Annotated in this window: 12 protein-coding genes; 8 read left to right on the plus strand and 4 right to left on the minus strand. The window is 35.2% G+C overall.

The features are described 5' to 3' along the window. Positions 1 to 511 precede the first annotated feature (511 nt). Genes BW939_RS04030 through BW939_RS04045 form a run of 4 tightly spaced genes read right to left on the minus strand, consistent with a single transcriptional unit; the run spans position 512 to position 4,549 of the window. On the minus strand, positions 512 to 1,570 hold the full coding sequence (locus tag BW939_RS04030; RefSeq protein ID WP_076450014.1) for a DUF3810 domain-containing protein: 1,059 nt from the start codon (positions 1,568 to 1,570) through the stop codon (positions 512 to 514). Beyond that, positions 1,560 to 3,323: an MFS transporter gene (locus tag BW939_RS04035; protein WP_076450016.1), complete on the minus strand. Its 1,764-nt coding sequence runs from the start codon at positions 3,321 to 3,323 to the stop codon at positions 1,560 to 1,562. Before BW939_RS04035 ends, BW939_RS04030 begins: the two co-directional genes overlap by 11 nt. Positions 3,324 to 3,363: 40 nt before the next feature. Next, positions 3,364 to 4,098: a lysophospholipid acyltransferase family protein gene (locus BW939_RS04040; RefSeq protein WP_076450018.1), complete on the minus strand. Its 735-nt coding sequence runs from the start codon at positions 4,096 to 4,098 to the stop codon at positions 3,364 to 3,366. After that, the gene (locus tag BW939_RS04045) at positions 4,091 to 4,549 is read right to left on the minus strand and encodes a GtrA family protein (protein ID WP_076450019.1); all 459 of its coding nucleotides are present in this window, start codon (positions 4,547 to 4,549) and stop codon (positions 4,091 to 4,093) included. The genes BW939_RS04040 and BW939_RS04045 overlap by 8 nt, the downstream gene beginning before the upstream one ends. A gap of 230 nt (positions 4,550 to 4,779) precedes the next feature. On the opposite strand from BW939_RS04045, the gene BW939_RS04050 reads away from it, so the two are divergent. The 8 genes from BW939_RS04050 (at position 4,780) to BW939_RS15815 (ending at position 17,397) form a co-directional block, all read left to right on the plus strand. After that, positions 4,780 to 5,043 carry a hypothetical protein gene (locus tag BW939_RS04050; RefSeq protein WP_076450021.1) on the plus strand — a complete coding sequence of 88 codons (264 nt, stop codon included), beginning with the start codon at positions 4,780 to 4,782 and terminating at the stop codon, positions 5,041 to 5,043. Positions 5,044 to 5,128: 85 nt separating this feature from the next. Then, on the plus strand, positions 5,129 to 5,980 hold the full coding sequence (locus tag BW939_RS04055; protein ID WP_076450023.1) for an ATPase: 852 nt from the start codon (positions 5,129 to 5,131) through the stop codon (positions 5,978 to 5,980). 15 nt (positions 5,981 to 5,995) lie between these two features. Beyond that, positions 5,996 to 8,284: an NADP-dependent malic enzyme gene (locus BW939_RS04060; protein WP_076450024.1), complete on the plus strand. Its 2,289-nt coding sequence runs from the start codon at positions 5,996 to 5,998 to the stop codon at positions 8,282 to 8,284. Positions 8,285 to 8,451: 167 nt separating this feature from the next. After that, positions 8,452 to 9,036, plus strand: coding sequence for a Holliday junction branch migration protein RuvA (gene ruvA, locus BW939_RS04065; RefSeq protein ID WP_076450026.1), 585 nt, complete (start codon positions 8,452 to 8,454; stop codon positions 9,034 to 9,036). Between the two features lie 6 nt (positions 9,037 to 9,042). Next, on the plus strand, positions 9,043 to 16,083 hold the full coding sequence (gene sov / locus BW939_RS04070) for a T9SS outer membrane translocon Sov/SprA (protein WP_185115845.1): 7,041 nt from the start codon (positions 9,043 to 9,045) through the stop codon (positions 16,081 to 16,083). 310 nt (positions 16,084 to 16,393) lie between these two features. After that, the gene (gene gcvH, locus BW939_RS04075; RefSeq protein ID WP_076450038.1) at positions 16,394 to 16,771 is read left to right on the plus strand and encodes a glycine cleavage system protein GcvH; all 378 of its coding nucleotides are present in this window, start codon (positions 16,394 to 16,396) and stop codon (positions 16,769 to 16,771) included. A gap of 25 nt (positions 16,772 to 16,796) precedes the next feature. Then, complete coding sequence (locus BW939_RS04080; RefSeq protein WP_076450040.1) at positions 16,797 to 17,120, plus strand: VanZ family protein; 324 nt, start codon at positions 16,797 to 16,799, stop codon at positions 17,118 to 17,120. 79 nt (positions 17,121 to 17,199) lie between these two features. Next, the gene (locus BW939_RS15815; RefSeq protein WP_159439253.1) at positions 17,200 to 17,397 is read left to right on the plus strand and encodes a hypothetical protein; all 198 of its coding nucleotides are present in this window, start codon (positions 17,200 to 17,202) and stop codon (positions 17,395 to 17,397) included. Positions 17,398 to 17,723: the final 326 nt, after the last annotated feature.

Raw genomic sequence — 17,723 nt, forward strand, 5'->3', positions numbered from 1 at the left:
TTTTAAATCTTCTGATTTTTAATCAGCAAATGCGAAAAAATGAAATTGGGGAATATTTAAAATTTTGGCTTACAAGAGGGTAGTGCTTTTTTTGTATAAAAGTCCCTATTTATAGGATTTACGAACGTTTTTTAACATTTTTTTTAAATTCTCAGACTGTAATTAACGTTTTTTAACATTTTATTTATTTTGTATTGATGTTTTTTTAATACTTAAATAAGATTTTAATATTCTTTTTGAAGCATTGTATTGCATGTTTTAAGCATTTAAATTAATATTGAAGTGATTTTATTAACGTACCGTTAATTCTGTTGATTGTGATAATTGGCAACTTATCAATATGTAATTGTTAAAATTGTACTAAATTTTGTAAAAAGAAGATGGTTTCTACATTAGAATTTAAAATATTGTTGTAGTTTTATAGAACCTTGAATGAGGGAACAAGTCAAGGTAATAAATTTTTTTTCATCATTTGTGTTTTTAGAATCGTATCGCCTGATACGATTCTTTTTTATTTTTCATAATTTAGAAGAAGAATTATGAAGTAAGAATAGGTAATAGAGCCTTCTTGGCGGTTGCTTTTTAAGAATATATCATTGGTGAATCCAAAAAAATCTTCGAGCTTACTTGCATGTTTTCTCATGAAATTTCTTTCATAGGCACGGTCTCTTTTCATTTCTGGCGAATATTGGGCAATTATATTTTCAACAAAAGCAGGATCTTCAATGTTGATGTATCGCAACAAGCTTTTCAATGTAAAAAGCTCTGTACTGTAACGCAATTCCAAGTTTTTCGAATCAATTCCTTTTAAATAAGCTATAAAATTAGCTTCTTGCTCGCGAGCAAAACCCAATTGATGTGCCGTCTCGTGTGCAATTGTAAAGGGAAGGATAGAATGTGGTAGGTTTTTATTATACTGATTTTCAGCTGTAAAAGGATTGTAATAACCTGAAATGCCAGTATAGCTCATTATTTCACTATACAAGCTTGGTTTTACAGATAATGAAAATAATTCTTCTTTTGAACTAATAATTTTTGGAATCGATTTGTCTTGATTGATAATTTCCTGAATTAATAAATTTTCACTTGTAATAATAAACACTCCATTTTTGTCTTCTCGTGTTTGTTGCCTTGTAATTTTGCAATTTTCCAGATATTTTTTTGCTAAAATTTTTGCTTTAGAAAAACTGGGTTCTTCTTCCGAGGGTAATTTTTTGATGATGGGAGTTTGAAAGTACATCATTCCCCAAAAAATTTGATAACTAAAATAAAATATATTTAAAAATATCAAAATTCTTATTAAAGGCTTTCTTCTACAGGTTTTTTTAAATATTAGAAGAGTTTGAACAAACAAAAAAACGCCAACACAAATATACAATACATCACCTAAAGAGAAAGGAACCCATGAAAATAGGTTGATGTGAACATTTTTCTGTATATCATATAGTTGATCGAAAAAAGTGATGCAAGAATCTGTTTTTGAGAAAATGAAAAACAAAACAAATTGGGCAAGTAAAATACCTGCCCAAAATCTTTTTGTTTTTATTAGTGTAGCATTTTTAATGACCATGAGATTCGGATTCGCCCATTATGATGCCTTGTTTTTTTAAGATTTTTGGAGTAATAAATCCGTAGAATGCAAGATATACGAAACATAAAACAGGAATTACATAAGAGAAATGCGTCCAGGTAATTCCTAGAATTCCTTCTTTATTTACTTTATCAAAGTCGCAGATGTAACCTTGTAATAAAGGAATGATACCACCACCTAAAATCATCATAACTAAGAAAGACGATGCTTTACCTGTGTTTTTTCCTAATCCTGCAATCGCAAGATCAAAAATAGATGGCCACATAATTGAACAGAAAAGACCACCAGAAATAAAGAAGTATTTTGCAATTTCTTTATCAGGATAAACTAGGCCAATTAGCATCATTGACACACCCGCAATTCCGAAAATCATTAGTGTTTTTCCCGCATTTTTGCCCCCTAAGAAACTCATTATGATAAAAGCAATAATCCAAAATCCGTAGATATAGAACGATGAAACGTCTTTCCCACTTAGCGTATTGGCAATTATGATGATAGCGAAGGCAATAAAAGGAACTACAAATTTTAAAATATTAACGGTATTCTTTGACATATTGAAAACATTAATACTTCCGTTCCATCTACCAATCATTAAACTTCCCCAATAAAGAGAAACGAAAGGCGCAATGTTGTGTTCTAAAACACCACCAAATTCTTTCGTATGAAGCAGCGCAGGCAAATTACTAATAATAGAAACCTCTACACCTACATATATAAAGATGGCAAGCATTCCTAAGTAAAGCTGAGGGTAATTTAATATACTAAATTTTGTGTTTTCTTCTTCTGTATTTTCTTCTTGTTCTTTCGCAGGATCTTCAATTTTAGAGAAAAGCATAAAGATCGAAACCAAAATAAAAGCAATACCTAAAACAATAAATGGAACTTTAACCAATTTCAAATTTTCTTTCACAAATTCGATTGGGTAAGAAATGCTTGAACTTTTTTCTTTGATCTTGCTCAATTGGGTTGAGAATTCTTCTATCTGAAAATCAGTTGCTTTAGAAATGTCTTTGAGCTGACTAATTTCAGCATTTAATTCATTAACATTCTGTTGTACCGTATATATAGCAGCTGAAACTACAGCAGGATCATCTTTTGAATCTTGCTTCAACGCAAGAATGTTCTTAGATAGTTCGTCTCTGTGTGCAACATACTCATTTTTTATAATTTCTATTTTAGAAATATCTTTATCTGCTGATGCTGTTTCTTTATCATTACCCATTCCGAAAAGAGCAATACCTACAAGGATTGGTCCGATAGTAGTTCCTAAAGAGTTTATGCCTCCTGCCAGTGTAAGACGGTGAGCGCCTGTTTGAGGACTTCCCATCTTAATTGCTAATGGATTGGCAACAATTTGTTGTACAGAAAAACCAAGGCCTACGATAAATAATGCTGCCAGGAAAAACCAAAAGTTAGCCGCTGATGCTGCTGGAACAAAAAGAAAGGCGCCCACAGCAGAAAGTATAAGGCCCACAGCTAATGTCTTCTTATAGCCAAATTTTTGTAGAATGTCGCTTTTTATTGAAATCAAAAAGAAAATAACTGATCCTACAAAATAGGCTACATAAAATGCCCAAGCTACGAGTTGGCTCTGTACTTGTGAAAGCACAAACCATTTTTTGAAAACAGGAATAAGGATATCATTACTTGCGGCCACAAAGCCCCAAAAGAAAAAGACTACAATGAGTGAGAGAAACTGAGACCATTTGGTCTGTTGCGGGTTAGAATCCATTTTAAATTTTTAATTACACAAATATAATTTATTTATGTTATTAACTGAATTCTGTAAGTGTTTTTTTTATTGTCTCAAAAGCAGACAATTTTAAATCTTTAGTAGAAACTACTGGCTCAAGAATGTCATTAAAGTAAATTTTAACCTTTCCAGGATGTCCTTGTGAGTTATTGAAAGGGAAAATTTCTTTTAAACCAACAATAGTAAAAACAGCAATAGGAGAGTTGTGTTTTGAAGAAAGCGTGAATGCGCCATCTTTAAATTCATCCAAAACGATAGAAGTATCATCAGGAACTCCACCTTCTGGGAATAATACAATACTGTTCCCTTCTTCCATTTTTTCGGCGCATCTTCTATATACATCGGCACGGCTTTTTGGGCTACTGCGATCTACCATTACACAAATTCTTTTATAAATAGTTCCGAAGATAGGGATTTTTTCAAGCTCTTTTTTCCCGACATAACAAAGCGGATGATCTGGAAACAATATGCAAGGAAGCATAATATCCATTATAGAAGTGTGATTAGAAATCACGACATACTGTCTGTTTTTATCAATTTTTTTGTTTGTGAGATTAATGAGTTCATACCTCAAGCCCATTCCGTAAAAAACGCCATAGCACCATAAACGTATAAATTTATAAGCATACTTGTAATTTTTTTTATTGTAAGAGAGCAGGTACACCGGAAGTCCGAAACTTATTGTCAGTACAAATGCCAAAATAATCAGCCAGCCACGCCAAAGGTAGTTGAGGATTTTTTTTAGTTTACCCATTAAATATTATTTTTTTCTTAACAGAATAATTTAAAATTGAAACCAAAAGAATTGCCGATATTTTACTTAAAATTTCCGGGCTTAAAGTGTAAATCAGGAGGTCTATATTGTCTTTAAATATAAAACTATAGAAAATTTGAAAGAAAATAAGGCTGAATAATGTAGAAATTACAGAAACTGCCATAAAGTAAACAAATTCTCTTTTTTTAGAATGCTTTCCGCGCTCAAATACAAACCAAATGCTTAGAAAATAGTTGGTAATAATTCCGCAAGAAGTAGAGAAAATATTACTCAAAGGAAAATGTATCCCATGAAAATTTTTCTCTTCTAAAAAGAGTTGAGGTAAATAAGAGCTGAAAATCTTAAAACTTCCTATTTCTATTACCGCACTCAAACCACCAGCAATAATAAAAAAAAGTACCTGTTTCTGCCTTATAAGAATATCTTTCATCAAATCAATCAATTCTTGCAAAGTTATAACTATATGTTAAACACTAAAAAAAGTTGTTAATTTTTTTTTTCGATTGAAAAATATTTCTAAATTTAGTTTTCTGAATTAAAAATTACTATTGGATAAGAAATTCATTTCCAGTCGTTTTAGAATGACGTTTTTTCTGTCTTTTAGTATATGTTTTTCGCAAAATTCACTAAACTAAACAAACATCAATCAAAATTATTGATATGGAAAGGCAAAATAAATACAGAAAATTTCAGCTTCAACAAAAAAATATTGAAGATTTAGAAAGACAAAGCATTAGATTCAAAAGAGTGTATTCTGAATACGAAAATATGTCTGATGATCTTTGGAAACTAGAAAACTCCGAAGGAGAAGCAGTGCCAGATGATTTTTTAGAAGCCATGATCTTGCAAACCTCCTATCTTGAAGACGAAATCAAAGATTGGTTACTACAATATAATGCTTCTCAAAACGAGATGCAACCCTAGTTTTTGTGAATAAAGTCATCGCTCTTTACTCTGCTTTTTCAAGATAAATTCATACTTTAGCACCTTTAAATGAAATTGTAAATATATGGTTGCTATTGTTGATAGTGGTTCTACTAAATCGGATTGGGTTATCTTAGATGATTTCAAAAATGTTTTCTTAAAGACAGAAACTATTGGTTTCAACCCCAATTTTATCAGCAAAGAATTAATTGTTCCTGAAATTGAACAAAACAAAAGTTTATCGTCAGTTAAAAATTCAATTACCAAGATTTTTTTCTATGGATCTGGTTGTGGTGTGAGAGAAAATTGTGAAACAATAAAGCAAGAAGTTGGTAAAATCTTTATCAACGCAGAGATTATTGTAAAAGAAGATCTTTTTGCTGCTGCTTATGCTGCATACAATGGCAAACCAACCATCGTTTGCATTTTAGGAACAGGATCCAACTCATGTTATTTTGACGGTGAAAATTTACATATAAAACTTCCTTCATTAGGCTATCTTATGGGCGATGAAGGTAGCGGAAGTGCAATAGGTAAACAAGTGGTACGTAGGTTTTTTATGCAGAAACTTCCTCAAGACTTGCATTTAGAATTTAAAGAAACTTATGGTTTAACTATTGACGTGGCATTGAAAAATATGTATCACAAAACAAGACCAAACGCCTATTTGGCAGATTTCAATAAATTTGTTGTCGAAAGAAAACATCATCCTTATCTCCAGAATATGATTTTGGAAGAAATGAAAAACTTCTTCGATTATCAGGTTCTTCCTTATGAAGAATCAAATGAAGCTGAGATTAATTTCATCGGCTCTATTGCTTACTACTACGAAGATATTTTGCGTTCTGCAGCTTCAGAACTCGGGTTAAATGTGGGACATGTTGTACAAAAACCTATCGAAAGTTTAGTCAACTACCATATTAAATATATACTATAAAAAAAAGAAAATTCTATGTCTAATAAAACTCAACGCGACGAGAAAAATTTTAATCAAGCCGCGCTAGATTATCATAAAGCAGAACCGAAAGGTAAAATTGAAGTAATCCCCTCAAAACCGCATTCCTCACAAAGAGACTTGTCATTGGCATATTCTCCAGGAGTGGCAGTGCCTTGTATGGAGATTCATCACAACCCTGAAACCGTTTACGATTATACAGGAAAAGGAAATTTGGTTGCCGTAATTTCAAATGGAACAGCTGTTCTTGGTCTGGGAGACATCGGTGCAGAAGCTTCAAAACCTGTAATGGAAGGAAAGGGTCTTTTGTTTAAAATTTTTGCAGACATCAATGTTTTTGATATCGAAATTGATGAGAAAAATCCTGATAAATTTATTCAGATTGTAAAAGGTATCGCTCCAACTTTTGGTGGAATCAATCTTGAAGACATCAAAGCTCCTGAAGCTTTCTATATCGAACAAAAATTAAAAGAAGAATTGGATATTCCGTTGATGCATGATGATCAACACGGAACTGCTATTATTTCTGCGGCAGCATTAATTAATGCTCTTCAGATTGCCAACAAAAACATCGAGGAAGTAAAAATGGTTGTAAACGGAGCCGGAGCAGCAGCTGTGGCATGTACCAATCTTTATATTTCTTTGGGTCTAAAAAGAGAAAATGTATTGATGTGCGACAGCAAAGGGGTTATCAATCATAAAAGAGAAAACCTTACTCCAGAAAAAATAGATTTCGTTGCTCAAACTGATCTCGAAACTCTAGAAGATGCCTTAAAAGGTTCAGATGTTTTCATTGGTTTGTCTAAAGGAAACGTGATGACACCAGATATGTTGAGCAGCATGGCAGAAAATCCAATCGTCTTTGCATTGGCAAATCCTGATCCTGAGATTGCTTACGATTTGGCAATGGCAACAAGAAAAGATGTCATCATGGCAACAGGAAGAAGTGATTATCCTAATCAGGTGAACAATGTTCTTGGTTTCCCTTATATTTTCCGTGGCGCATTGGATGTTCAGGCAAAAGGAATTAACGAAGAAATGAAATTGGCGGCTGTACATGCAATCGCTAATTTGGCAAAAGAACCCGTTCCGGAAGCGGTAATTTTAGCTTACAATGTTCAGAATTTGCAGTTTGGTAGAGAATATTTTATTCCGAAACCATTCGATAACAGATTAATTACCAAAGTTTCAAGCGCCGTTGCTAAAGCAGCAATTGACAGCGGAATTGCCAGAAAAACCATTGCAGATTTCAACGAATACGAAACTCAGCTTCTCGACAGAATGGGAAGAGATGAGAAGTTGGTGAGAATGATGCAAAACCGTGCAAAAGCCAATCCTAAAAGAATTACTCTGGGCAATGCTGAAGAATATAATGTTTTGAAAGCTGCGCAAATTCTCTATGAAGAAGGAATTGCTTACCCAATTCTTTTAGGAGATAAAAAATACGTAAAAGAACAAATGGAGCGTTTCGGAATCAATATAGATGTTCCGATTATCGATCCTAGTGATGACGACCAGAAAGAAAACAGAAAAAAATACAGAGAAACACTTTGGAAACTTCGTCAGAGAAAAGGGGTGAATGAGTACAAAGCCAAAAAATTCGTTCGCCAAAGAGATTATTTTGGTCCTTTGATGTTGAAACACGGTGATACAGATGGCTTGATTGTTGGTTTTTCTAAAAATTATGTCTCTACTTTAAGACCTGTTTTAGAAGTGATAGAAAAAGAAAAAGGGGTTGAAAAAGTGGCGGCAATGATGATGATTTTATCTGAAAAGAAACCGATTTTCTTCGCAGATACTTCTATTAATCAAAATCCTACTGCTGAAGATTTGGTGAATATTGCTAAAATGGCAGAGCATACTGTGAAATCTTTCGCTATCGAACCGAGAATTGCAATGCTTGGTTTTGAAAACTTCGCTGCAATTTCTGATACTTCGAAAAAAGTAGCAAAAGCAGTGAGTATTCTTCACGAGAAATTCCCGAAAATGATTGTTGATGGAGAAATTCAACCAGATTTTGCAATGAATTCTGATCATTTGAGTGATTATCCGTTCTCAAAATTAGGAACTACTCCTGCCAATACATTTATATTCCCAAATCTTGAATCCGCAAACCTATCTTACAAAATCATCAGAGGAATGAAGGTTGCACAAGTGATCGGACCCATCCTAATGGGACTGAAACAGCCTGTTCATGTTTTACAAATGCGTTCAAGTGTTGATGAGATTGTGAATCTGGCAACTGTTGCAGTTTTGGATGCACAGAGAAGAGAAAGTAAAAAATAAACTCATCAATTTTATAAAACAGAAAACTCCAGATTATTTTGGAGTTTTTTGTTTTTAAGCTAAATTCTTGTCTTTGTTAATACAAAAAAAGTTAAATATCATTCTTATGTTAAATGAAATTATTACTTAGTTTAAATTACTATATTTGGGAGTTATAAAAATTGATAATGATATTTTCTTTACAGGGAACCGTTCAGGAGCTTAGTCCCACTTACGCTGTACTCAATGTACAAGGCGTGGGTTATTATGTAGGCATAAGTTTGATGACTTCCCAAAAACTGATTCACAACAAAGAATCTTTTCTATTTATTCAACAGATCATCCGTGAAGACGCTCATTTACTTTTTGGGTTTCATACCCGTGCAGAAAAGGAAATGTTTAATCTTCTCATCAGTGTAACAGGGGTAGGAGCGGTTTCTTCACTCATTCTTTTATCTACTTTGAATCTTGAAGAAATTGCAACAGCAATTCTTTCTGGAAACAGTGCTTTGATCCAGAAAGCCAAAGGTATCGGCGCAAAAACGGCCGAAAGAATCATTGTAGATCTTAAAGATAAAGTGCAGAAATTCAAAGCTGAAGGCGAAGAGATTTCGATGTCTGTAGATAATAAAACCAAGGAAGATGCGTTATCAGCATTAGAAGTTTTGGGAATTCCAAAAAGGATGAGCGAGAAAATCGCAGACCGCATGATCAAGCAGAATGCAGACATCACAACGGAAGAACTCGTAAAGCAAATTTTAAAAAACATTTAACGTTTGGTGAAAAAGATTAGTTATTTCAACATATTTTCGGTCTTATTTTTCCTGTTGGTTTCGGGAAGTGTATTTGCGCAACAAGAACCTACAGGTTTTACTATAAAAAAAGACTGGCAGGTGGAAGATCCTACCTATTACGAAGCGTATTACGACATCAAAACCGGGATGTATTTCGTCTACCCAAAAGTAGGTAATACAGTTACTGGTCCGCCTACGCCGATGTCTCCGCAAGACTACAAAGAGTTTATGGATGCGCAGCAGGCAAAGACCTACTACAAAGACAAGTCTAATAGGTATAGCCTCATGTTCCGTAAAGACAAAGCTGAGGCAGCAAGATTGGGTTTAATTCCTTCGCTTACAATCAATAACAGGCTTTTTGAAGCAATGTTCGGGAGTAATAAAATTGAAATTATTCCTTCAGGATATGCCTCATTCGATTTTGCAGGTCTTTATCAAAAGATTGATAATCCTTTAATTTTACCTCAAAACAGAACGAGTTTCACATTTGATATCGACCAGAGAATTCAGCTGGGTTTAATTGGAAAAGTAGGTGAAAACCTTCAGCTAAAAGCCAATTATGATACCCAAAGTGGTTTTGCGTTTGAAAACAGAATGAATCTCGTCTGGCAGGCAAAAGGAAGCTGGAAAGATCTGCAAACAAAAGGTTTGAATGATGTAGATAAGCCGAGCGCAGGGGGAGAAGATAAAATCATCAAAAGAATAGAATTTGGTAATGTCAATATGCCACTTTCTACGAGCCTTATACGAGGTTCGGAATCTCTTTTTGGGGTCAAATCTGAATTCCAGTTTGGTAAAACTTTTGGTACGGCAGTAATGTCACAGCAGCAAGGAGAAGCAAGAAATATCGTTGTGCAAGGCGGTGGGGTGATGAATACTTTTAAAGTAAACGCTATTGATTATGAAGATAACCAGCATTATTTCATAGGACAATACTTCCTGAATAATTATGACAATGCTTTACTCAATTATCCCCAAATCAACTCAAGAATTAATATCTCGAGAATTGAAGTCTGGGTGCTTGATCAAGGGAACTCAAACCTTTCTTATCAAAAAAGTATCGTCGGAATAAGAGATCTAGGAGAAGGGGCATCTGGATTGCCAGATAACACTCAGAACAATGTCTACGGAGCAGTAACAGCTTTAGGAGCAGGAATTAGAAATCCTGATCAGACTTACAATACCATCAACGGTCAGGTTTTACCCAATGCAACGGGTACTACCGAGCCTTATCAGGATGGAGAACAGTTTATTTACAACAGAAAAGCTCGTCGTTTGACGACAAGTGAATATACATTTCATCCACAATTAGGTTATGTTTCATTAAATCAAAGGCTTAATGATCAACAATTGCTTGCGGTTTCTTACTCCTATACGGTAAACGGAACAAGTCAGGTCTATAAAGTAGGGGAGTTTTCGGAGGAAAGTCCGGTTTTGGTTACTAAACTTTTGAAGCCGAATACCACAGTAAAAACAACTTCTCCAATGTGGCAGTTGATGATGAAAAACATTTATGCTCTAGATGCCGGACAAATCGAGCAAGACGGATTTATTTTAAATGTTTTATACCGTGACCCGCAAACGGGAGGTAAAGTAAATTATCTACCAAATACAAGTGTTCAAGATATCAATTTGTTGAAATTATTAAATTGGGACAGACTCAATCTGCATGGTGACCTTCAGTCTAATGGAGGTACCTTAGGTGATGGGATTTTCGATTTTGTAAACGGAATTACAGTGAAACCCGAATTTGGTAAGCTTATATTTACAAAAATTCAGCCATTCGGAAGTCACATGCAAACGGTTTTGGGAAGCAATAATCCTCAATATGTATTTTCTGATCTCTACAGCCAACAAAAACAGGTGGCAAGCGCTAGTAGTCTTGCCCAGCGATATACTTTAGAAGGCAGATACAAAGGAGCACAAGGACAGGGGATTTCTCTGGGTGCAGTTAATGTACCTCAAGGTTCCGTAAAAGTTTCTGCCAATGGTGTACAGTTAACCGAAGGGGTAGATTATACCGTAGATTACATGTTGGGTTCAGTAACAATAATTAATGAAAACGTAAAACAATCCGGGCAGGCAATCAATATTTCACTTGAAAACCAATTGACCTTTAATACACAGCGTAAAAGATTTTTAGGCTTAAATTTAGAAAGAAGAGTAAGCGAAAACTTTATTTTTGGCGGAACAGTAGTTAATTACTCAGAATCACCTTTAACGCAAAAGGTAAATTATGGTCAGGAAGCAGTAAATAATACCATGGCTGGTGTAAATATGTTGTACAACAACCAATTACCATTCCTTACCAGACTTACAGATAAAATACCAGGAATCAATACAGAAGCTCCATCCAACCTGAATTTCAGAATGGAAGGCGCCTACCTTATTCCGGGAATCAATAAAGGAACAAATGATCAGTCTTATATTGATGATTTTGAACAGACGACTTCAAAGATTTCTTTAAAAGAACCAACGGCTTGGAGCTTAGCTTCAAAACCAGAAAAAAATCAAAACTACCCCATCTTCAACGGAGCTGGAAGTAACAACGACCTTACCAATGGATATGGAAGAGGTTTGCTTTCTTGGTACAACATCGACCCTAGATTCTGGGGCGTGGGAGGAAGACCTCCTGAAGGTATTACAGCACAGTCGGTATCCAATCACGCATCAAGAAGGGTTCAGTTTTCAGAAATTTTCAACAATAGGGATTTCGTAGCCGGCGAGCAGACGTTTACCAACACTTTCGATATTTCTTACTATCCTGCAGAAAAAGGACCTTACAACATTAATCCAAATACAGAAACTACACAACAAAGATGGGCAGGTCTCATGCGTCCCATCAGTGTTTCTAATTTTATTAATTCAAATATAGAATATTTAGAATTTTGGATGATGGATCCTTATGCGGATAACAGACCATTGAGCCAGCCGGGAGGTTCTCCGAAACTATTATTGCATTTAGGAAATGTTTCAGAAGATATTTTAAAAGATGGTTTAATGCAGTATGAAAATGGTCTTCCCGTTCCATCTGCGCCTTCTACCACTACATCTTCCAATTGGGGAATTCAGCCGAAACAGCCCGCTATTCTCTATGCCTTCTCAACAGAAGGTACAGACAGAACTTCCCAAGATTTGGGATATGATGGTTTGGGTTCAGATCAGGAATCAGCAAGATTTGGAAATACTTTCATAAATCCGGTAACCAATTTATCAGATCCCGCAGTTGATGATTTCGTATTTTACCTTTCTGCAAAGTTTACAGGAAACTTAGCTTCATCACTTGTTCAACGATACAAATATTTCAGAGGTCCGGAAGGAAACTCACAAAGTAATTCGCTTGAGGTAGCTTCCCAAACTCCGGATGCGGAAGATATCAATAAAGATTACAATCTTGATCAAAGTGAAAATTATAATGAATATGTTGTAAATCTTGATCAGGCAAGTTTGGCTTTAGGACAGAATAACATTGTTGACGTAAAAACAGTTCAGGCAACTTTCCAAAACGGACAAACTGATGACGTGAAATGGTTTCTTTTCAGAATTCCAGTTAATAAATACAACGAACCGAATGTTGGTGGAGATAAAGATGCCTCAATTTTAAATAATGTACGTTTTGCAAGAATGTTGCTAACAGGTTTTGATAACATATCTACTTTAAGATTCGGAACCATGGATCTGGTAAGATCAGATTGGAGAAAATATCCTAATTTAATTGCAAGCCCAACGGTTACCACAACTGAAGGTAATACAGGAGCAACAACTTTGAATGATAATTTCGAAGTAGGAAGTGTGAATATTGAGGAAAACGCATTAAACCAACCACCTTACGTACTGCCTCCAGGAATCGACAGACAGGTCTTGAGCGGAAATGCAGGTGCTCAAAGACAAAATGAATCTTCGCTTTATCTGAAAGTAAGAAACATGAGCGAAGAGGCGAGAGGTGTTTTCAAAAATACTACACTGGATATGAGAAGGTACAAAAAGTTGAAGCTATTTGTACACGCACAAAACCTTGATAGCCCAAGAGATTCAAATTTAGATCAAAATGTAAAATTCTTCATCCGTTTTGGTAGTGATGCTTCAGATAACTATTATGAGTATGAATCTTCAGTGAAATATACTCCGAATACTGCTACAACACCAATGGAAATCTGGCCTTTCGAGAACGAAGTAGATTTTAATATTCAGGATTTTGTTGATGCTAAAATCAGAAGAGATAGAGAGTTCCCAACAGGGATTGTGGATAGAAGAAAAGATACTCAGTTCGGAGATAATAATAAAGGAATTTATATTAAAGGTCGCCCGAGTTTAGGAAACATTACCACCATCATGATTGGTGTAAGAAATAATCTTAGAGGAGGAGTGGGATCAAATGGTAGAGTTCTTTGGGTAAACGAAATGCGTCTTTCTGAAATTGAAAACGATGGAGGGTATGCCGGAAATGCAAGTTTAAATTTTAACCTTGGAGATTTTGCAACCGTGAATACAAGTGCATCTTACTCTTCAGTAGGCTTCGGTAATATTGATTCTAAACCGGCAGAAAGAAGTCAGGCGAGTCAGTCGGCATTCAGTATTAATACCGCGGTAAATGTAGATAAATTCTTACCCGAAAAAACGGGAGTGAAAATTCCTCTGAATTATTCTTATGCTCAAACCATCGAAGATCCAAAATACAATCCTTTGGATACCGATGTAGAATTCAGTAAAGCTGCCAATAAAGAACAGCTTAAAAAAGTAGCACGTACTTACACGCAGCAAAGAAGTATTGGTGTGGTAAATATGCATAAGGAAAGAGTAAATCCAGATAAAAAACCAAAATTCTATGATGTTGAAAATATTTCGGTAACCGCCGTTTACAACGATGATCATTACAGAGATATTTACACTAAGAAAAACTACAGACAATACCTGAGAGGATATATTGATTACAATTATCAGTTTAAACCTTGGGTAATTAAACCTTTCAACAAAATGATCAGCGATACTGCAAAATCAACAAAGTATCTGAAATGGGTGAAAGAATTTAACTTCAATCCGATTCCTACAAGATTGTCTTTCCGAACAGAAATCGATAGAAATTACAACGAACTTGAGTTCAGAAATATTGATGCTATCTTAGGCGGAAATCTTGCTGACGATTTCGCCGCCATCAAAAACAGAAACTTCTATTTCGGATGGCAGTATGGTTTAGGATTTAATTTTACCAAATCTTTAAAACTGGAAATCAACTCTGCTACAAGAACTTTAAATGATCAGGTAGACGTTAATACGATGGATAATTCATCTATTTTCGGAAATGTTTTCAGAGCCGGAAGACCTGTGTTGTACAATCATAGAGTTCAGTTGAATTACAAATTGCCGTTCCAGTATCTTCCCTATTTAGAATTCATTGATGCTGAGGTTGGTTATGGTTTTACTTACAATTGGAATGCAAGATCCACAGCCTTATTGTCTAGCCCTGAAGGAAGTTTAGGGTCGATTGGTCAAAATACAAATGTTATTCAGGCCAACGCAACGGCAGATATTCCTAGATTCTTTAGTCAGTTTAGCTATTTTAAAAACATTACAGAAAAATTAGGCAAACGAAAAAAAGAGATGGATTCTCTGAATACAAGCTACACACAAGCTTGGGAGAAAAAAAGATACGCTTATAAACAGTATAAGTTTAAAAATAAATTGACTGCAATGCAAAGTGCAGCATTCTTTTTAACCTCATTCAAACAGTTGGATGTAACCTATTCTGAAAACAACGGAACTGTATTACCTGGGCTTCTTTCTGCACCAAACTATTACGGAGTAGGGCAAACTTTAGGTGGTCCTACTATTGGTTTCCTTCTCGGTTCACAGGCAGATATTAGAAGAACAGCAATCGAAAATGGCTGGGTAAGTACATCAAATTTAATGAATGATCCTTATGTTCGGATGTCAACACGAGACCTACGAGCCAACCTTCAGATGATGCCCCTTAATGATTTAAGAATAGATTTCAATGTTATTCAAACCTACAATAGAAATTTCTCTCAAACAGGTTTCAATTATAGAGACGGCTTCGGAAACGCCAATCCTAATCTGACATTTGCAAGTGATATGATAACGTACTCCAATTCTGTCAATACAATCAAAACAGCTTTCCAAGACGGATCAGCAGTTTATGCAACTATCAGACAAAATGCTCGTGCGCTTTCTCAGCAATTAGGAGGTACACCGGGGGCAGACGGGTTTGCCGCAGGTTATAGTATTGCCAATGCCTATGTTTTGATTCCGGCATTCCGTGCAGCAGTAGAAGGAAAAGGGCCAAAAGAAATAGGTAATGCAAGAAAGGCAGGGCTACCGTTCCCGAATTGGAGAATCACATGGTCTGGCCTGAAAAACATTCCTGTCATCAGCGGTCAATTTACTAAGTTTGATATTCTTCACAGCTACAATGCTACTTACACAGCAACCGGAGTACAGTCTAGTATTGACTACTTCAACAATGTTGGTGGTCTAGATGTGAATGCCGATTACATCAATCCCTTTACTTTCTCACAAGTTGGTTATGTAGAAAGTTTTGCACCATTGGTAGGAATTGACGTTACAATGCGAAACAATATGCAGTTTGGGGTGCAATACAACAGAAACAGAATGTTATTGCTCGGATTGGTAAATCATACCTTGACCGAAGATTCCAATACAGAATATGTAGTTCGTCTAGGATATATCGTTAGAAACTTCAGATTAGGAAATGCCAATGGCGGAGGAAACAATAAAGGTGCAGATTTAAACATCAGAGGAGACATCTCTCTTAGAGACAGCCGTACCAGCATTATGAATATTTTGCTCGATGACTCTCAGGTGACAGGCGGACAGCGATTGATGAATATTAAACTATCTGCAGATTACAATGTTTCTCAAAATCTGAATCTAAGAGTTTTCTATGAGCAGATGACCTCAAAATACAAAATATCCACAGCCTTCCCACTGTCAACAGTAAGGGCGGGAATCTCAGCCACCTTCACATTCGGTGATGCCGGAGGTTTCTAAAAATAATATAAGAGTACAAATCCCTTTCAGAAAATTGAAAGGGATTTTTTTTGAAAATATTGTCATTTATTCACTTTGCATTTCCTCGCTAAGTTGACGGCTTTGTTTATCTTGAAGCCAATTAAAATGTAAAATCCTTCTCTGGCCTTACATTGAATAAAATTTTAATAAAAATCTTTATCTTACTTAATCTTAACCTTAACCCCAAACCCAAAACACGAACCCCCAAACCCGCAACCAAACAATTATTAAATTTTCTTTTGACCATTTGCCAATTTTAAATTAAATTTGTCACTATAAAAAATTAAAAATGAATACACCTGCAGAACTAAAGTACACCAAAGATCACGAATGGATCAAGATTGAAGGAAACGTAGCAACAATCGGTATCACAGATTTCGCACAAGGCGAATTGGGAGACATCGTTTACGTAGACGTAGACACTGTAGACGAAGATCTTGAAGGAGAAGCCGTTTTCGGAAGTGTAGAAGCAGTAAAAACAGTATCAGATCTTTTTCTTCCAATTGCAGGAAAAGTAATCGAGTTCAATGCTGAACTAGAAAACCAACCAGAACTTCTGAACACAGACCCGTACGGAAACGGATGGATCATCAAATTAGAAATTGCTGAAGGAGCAAATCACTCAGAATTACTAACAGCAGAAGAATATCAAGCTGTAATTGGATAATTTCAGAACAATATTTAATAAGATTATGCCCATTTATTGGGCATTTCTTACTTTTATGCTCCTAAAGCCAGGGCAAGAAAACCATGAATATTGGTTTATGTTCAGTGGTATAGACAAAATATTGCATGTAAGTATATTTGCAGCTTTGGGATTTCTGTTCATAGCATCCTTTCCAAAAATAAAATTTGCTTACTTCATTCAGATTATTCTCATTTATGCCTTCCTCACAGAAATATTTCAGGAAGAAATGAATCTAGGTCGTTCTATGGAAACCCTCGACATCGTCGCAGACACCATCGGTTGCCTCATAGGATATTATATCTACAAATTTCTCCAAAAAAAATTCTGATATCAATATTATCATCTGCTTTCCCACCTCCGACCTCAAAAAATGACAACTGATCACCGCAGGAATTTACATTTTTTTTATGAGCCGGGAACCCGCTGTCCGCTGTATCTTTTGCTCTTCGTTCCTCATCACAAAAGGATGCCGCTACCATCGGGGCTATAAAGAAGATTTATTCCTAAAACACGATCCAGTAAACAAACCTTTTTTGGTGCTTCCCACAAAACATTTTCTTTCTAATCTAGGCGCAGCAGTATATAGAAGAATCCATATTTTGTGATCTAGTATTATAAAACGCATTTTTTCAAAATCAAAATTTCATTAGAGACTTTTCATTTTATCATTTTGCATTATTTAAGACCCGAAAAGGTTCGAGTGTAAACTAAAAATTCGCATAGCTACTTAAAAAACGGATTTAGAAGAACACAATTTTCATCTCTATATATAGATCAGCATTTAATTTTAGTAAAGATTTTGTTTCGGATAATATAATATTGAATTTTCCCAGGCCCAAATGATGCAGTATATTCTATTATTATTTCATCACAAGACGCTAAACCCGCCCAGCTTCTCCTATAAAAAGCAAAAAAAACCTTTTTTTTAAAC

This window comes from Chryseobacterium piscicola (assembly GCF_900156685.1).
In the GTDB taxonomy this organism is placed as follows: domain Bacteria; phylum Bacteroidota; class Bacteroidia; order Flavobacteriales; family Weeksellaceae; genus Chryseobacterium; species Chryseobacterium piscicola.

Bases quoted from the DNA above. Each gene is read 5' to 3' on its own strand.
- BW939_RS04030 (WP_076450014.1), bottom strand. From the start codon at position 1,570: ATGGTCATTAAAAATGCTACACTAATAAAAACAAAAAGATTTTGGGCA.
- ruvA (WP_076450026.1), top strand. From the start codon at position 8,452: ATGATATTTTCTTTACAGGGAACCGTTCAGGAGCTTAGTCCCACTTAC.
- BW939_RS04040 (WP_076450018.1), bottom strand. From the start codon at position 4,098: ATGGGTAAACTAAAAAAAATCCTCAACTACCTTTGGCGTGGCTGGCTG.
- BW939_RS04060 (WP_076450024.1), top strand. From the start codon at position 5,996: ATGTCTAATAAAACTCAACGCGACGAGAAAAATTTTAATCAAGCCGCG.
- gcvH (WP_076450038.1), top strand. From the start codon at position 16,394: ATGAATACACCTGCAGAACTAAAGTACACCAAAGATCACGAATGGATC.
- BW939_RS15815 (WP_159439253.1), top strand. From the start codon at position 17,200: ATGAGCCGGGAACCCGCTGTCCGCTGTATCTTTTGCTCTTCGTTCCTC.
- BW939_RS04050 (WP_076450021.1), top strand. From the start codon at position 4,780: ATGGAAAGGCAAAATAAATACAGAAAATTTCAGCTTCAACAAAAAAAT.
- BW939_RS04055 (WP_076450023.1), top strand. From the start codon at position 5,129: ATGGTTGCTATTGTTGATAGTGGTTCTACTAAATCGGATTGGGTTATC.
- BW939_RS04080 (WP_076450040.1), top strand. From the start codon at position 16,797: ATGCCCATTTATTGGGCATTTCTTACTTTTATGCTCCTAAAGCCAGGG.
- BW939_RS04045 (WP_076450019.1), bottom strand. From the start codon at position 4,549: ATGAAAGATATTCTTATAAGGCAGAAACAGGTACTTTTTTTTATTATT.
- BW939_RS04035 (WP_076450016.1), bottom strand. From the start codon at position 3,323: ATGGATTCTAACCCGCAACAGACCAAATGGTCTCAGTTTCTCTCACTC.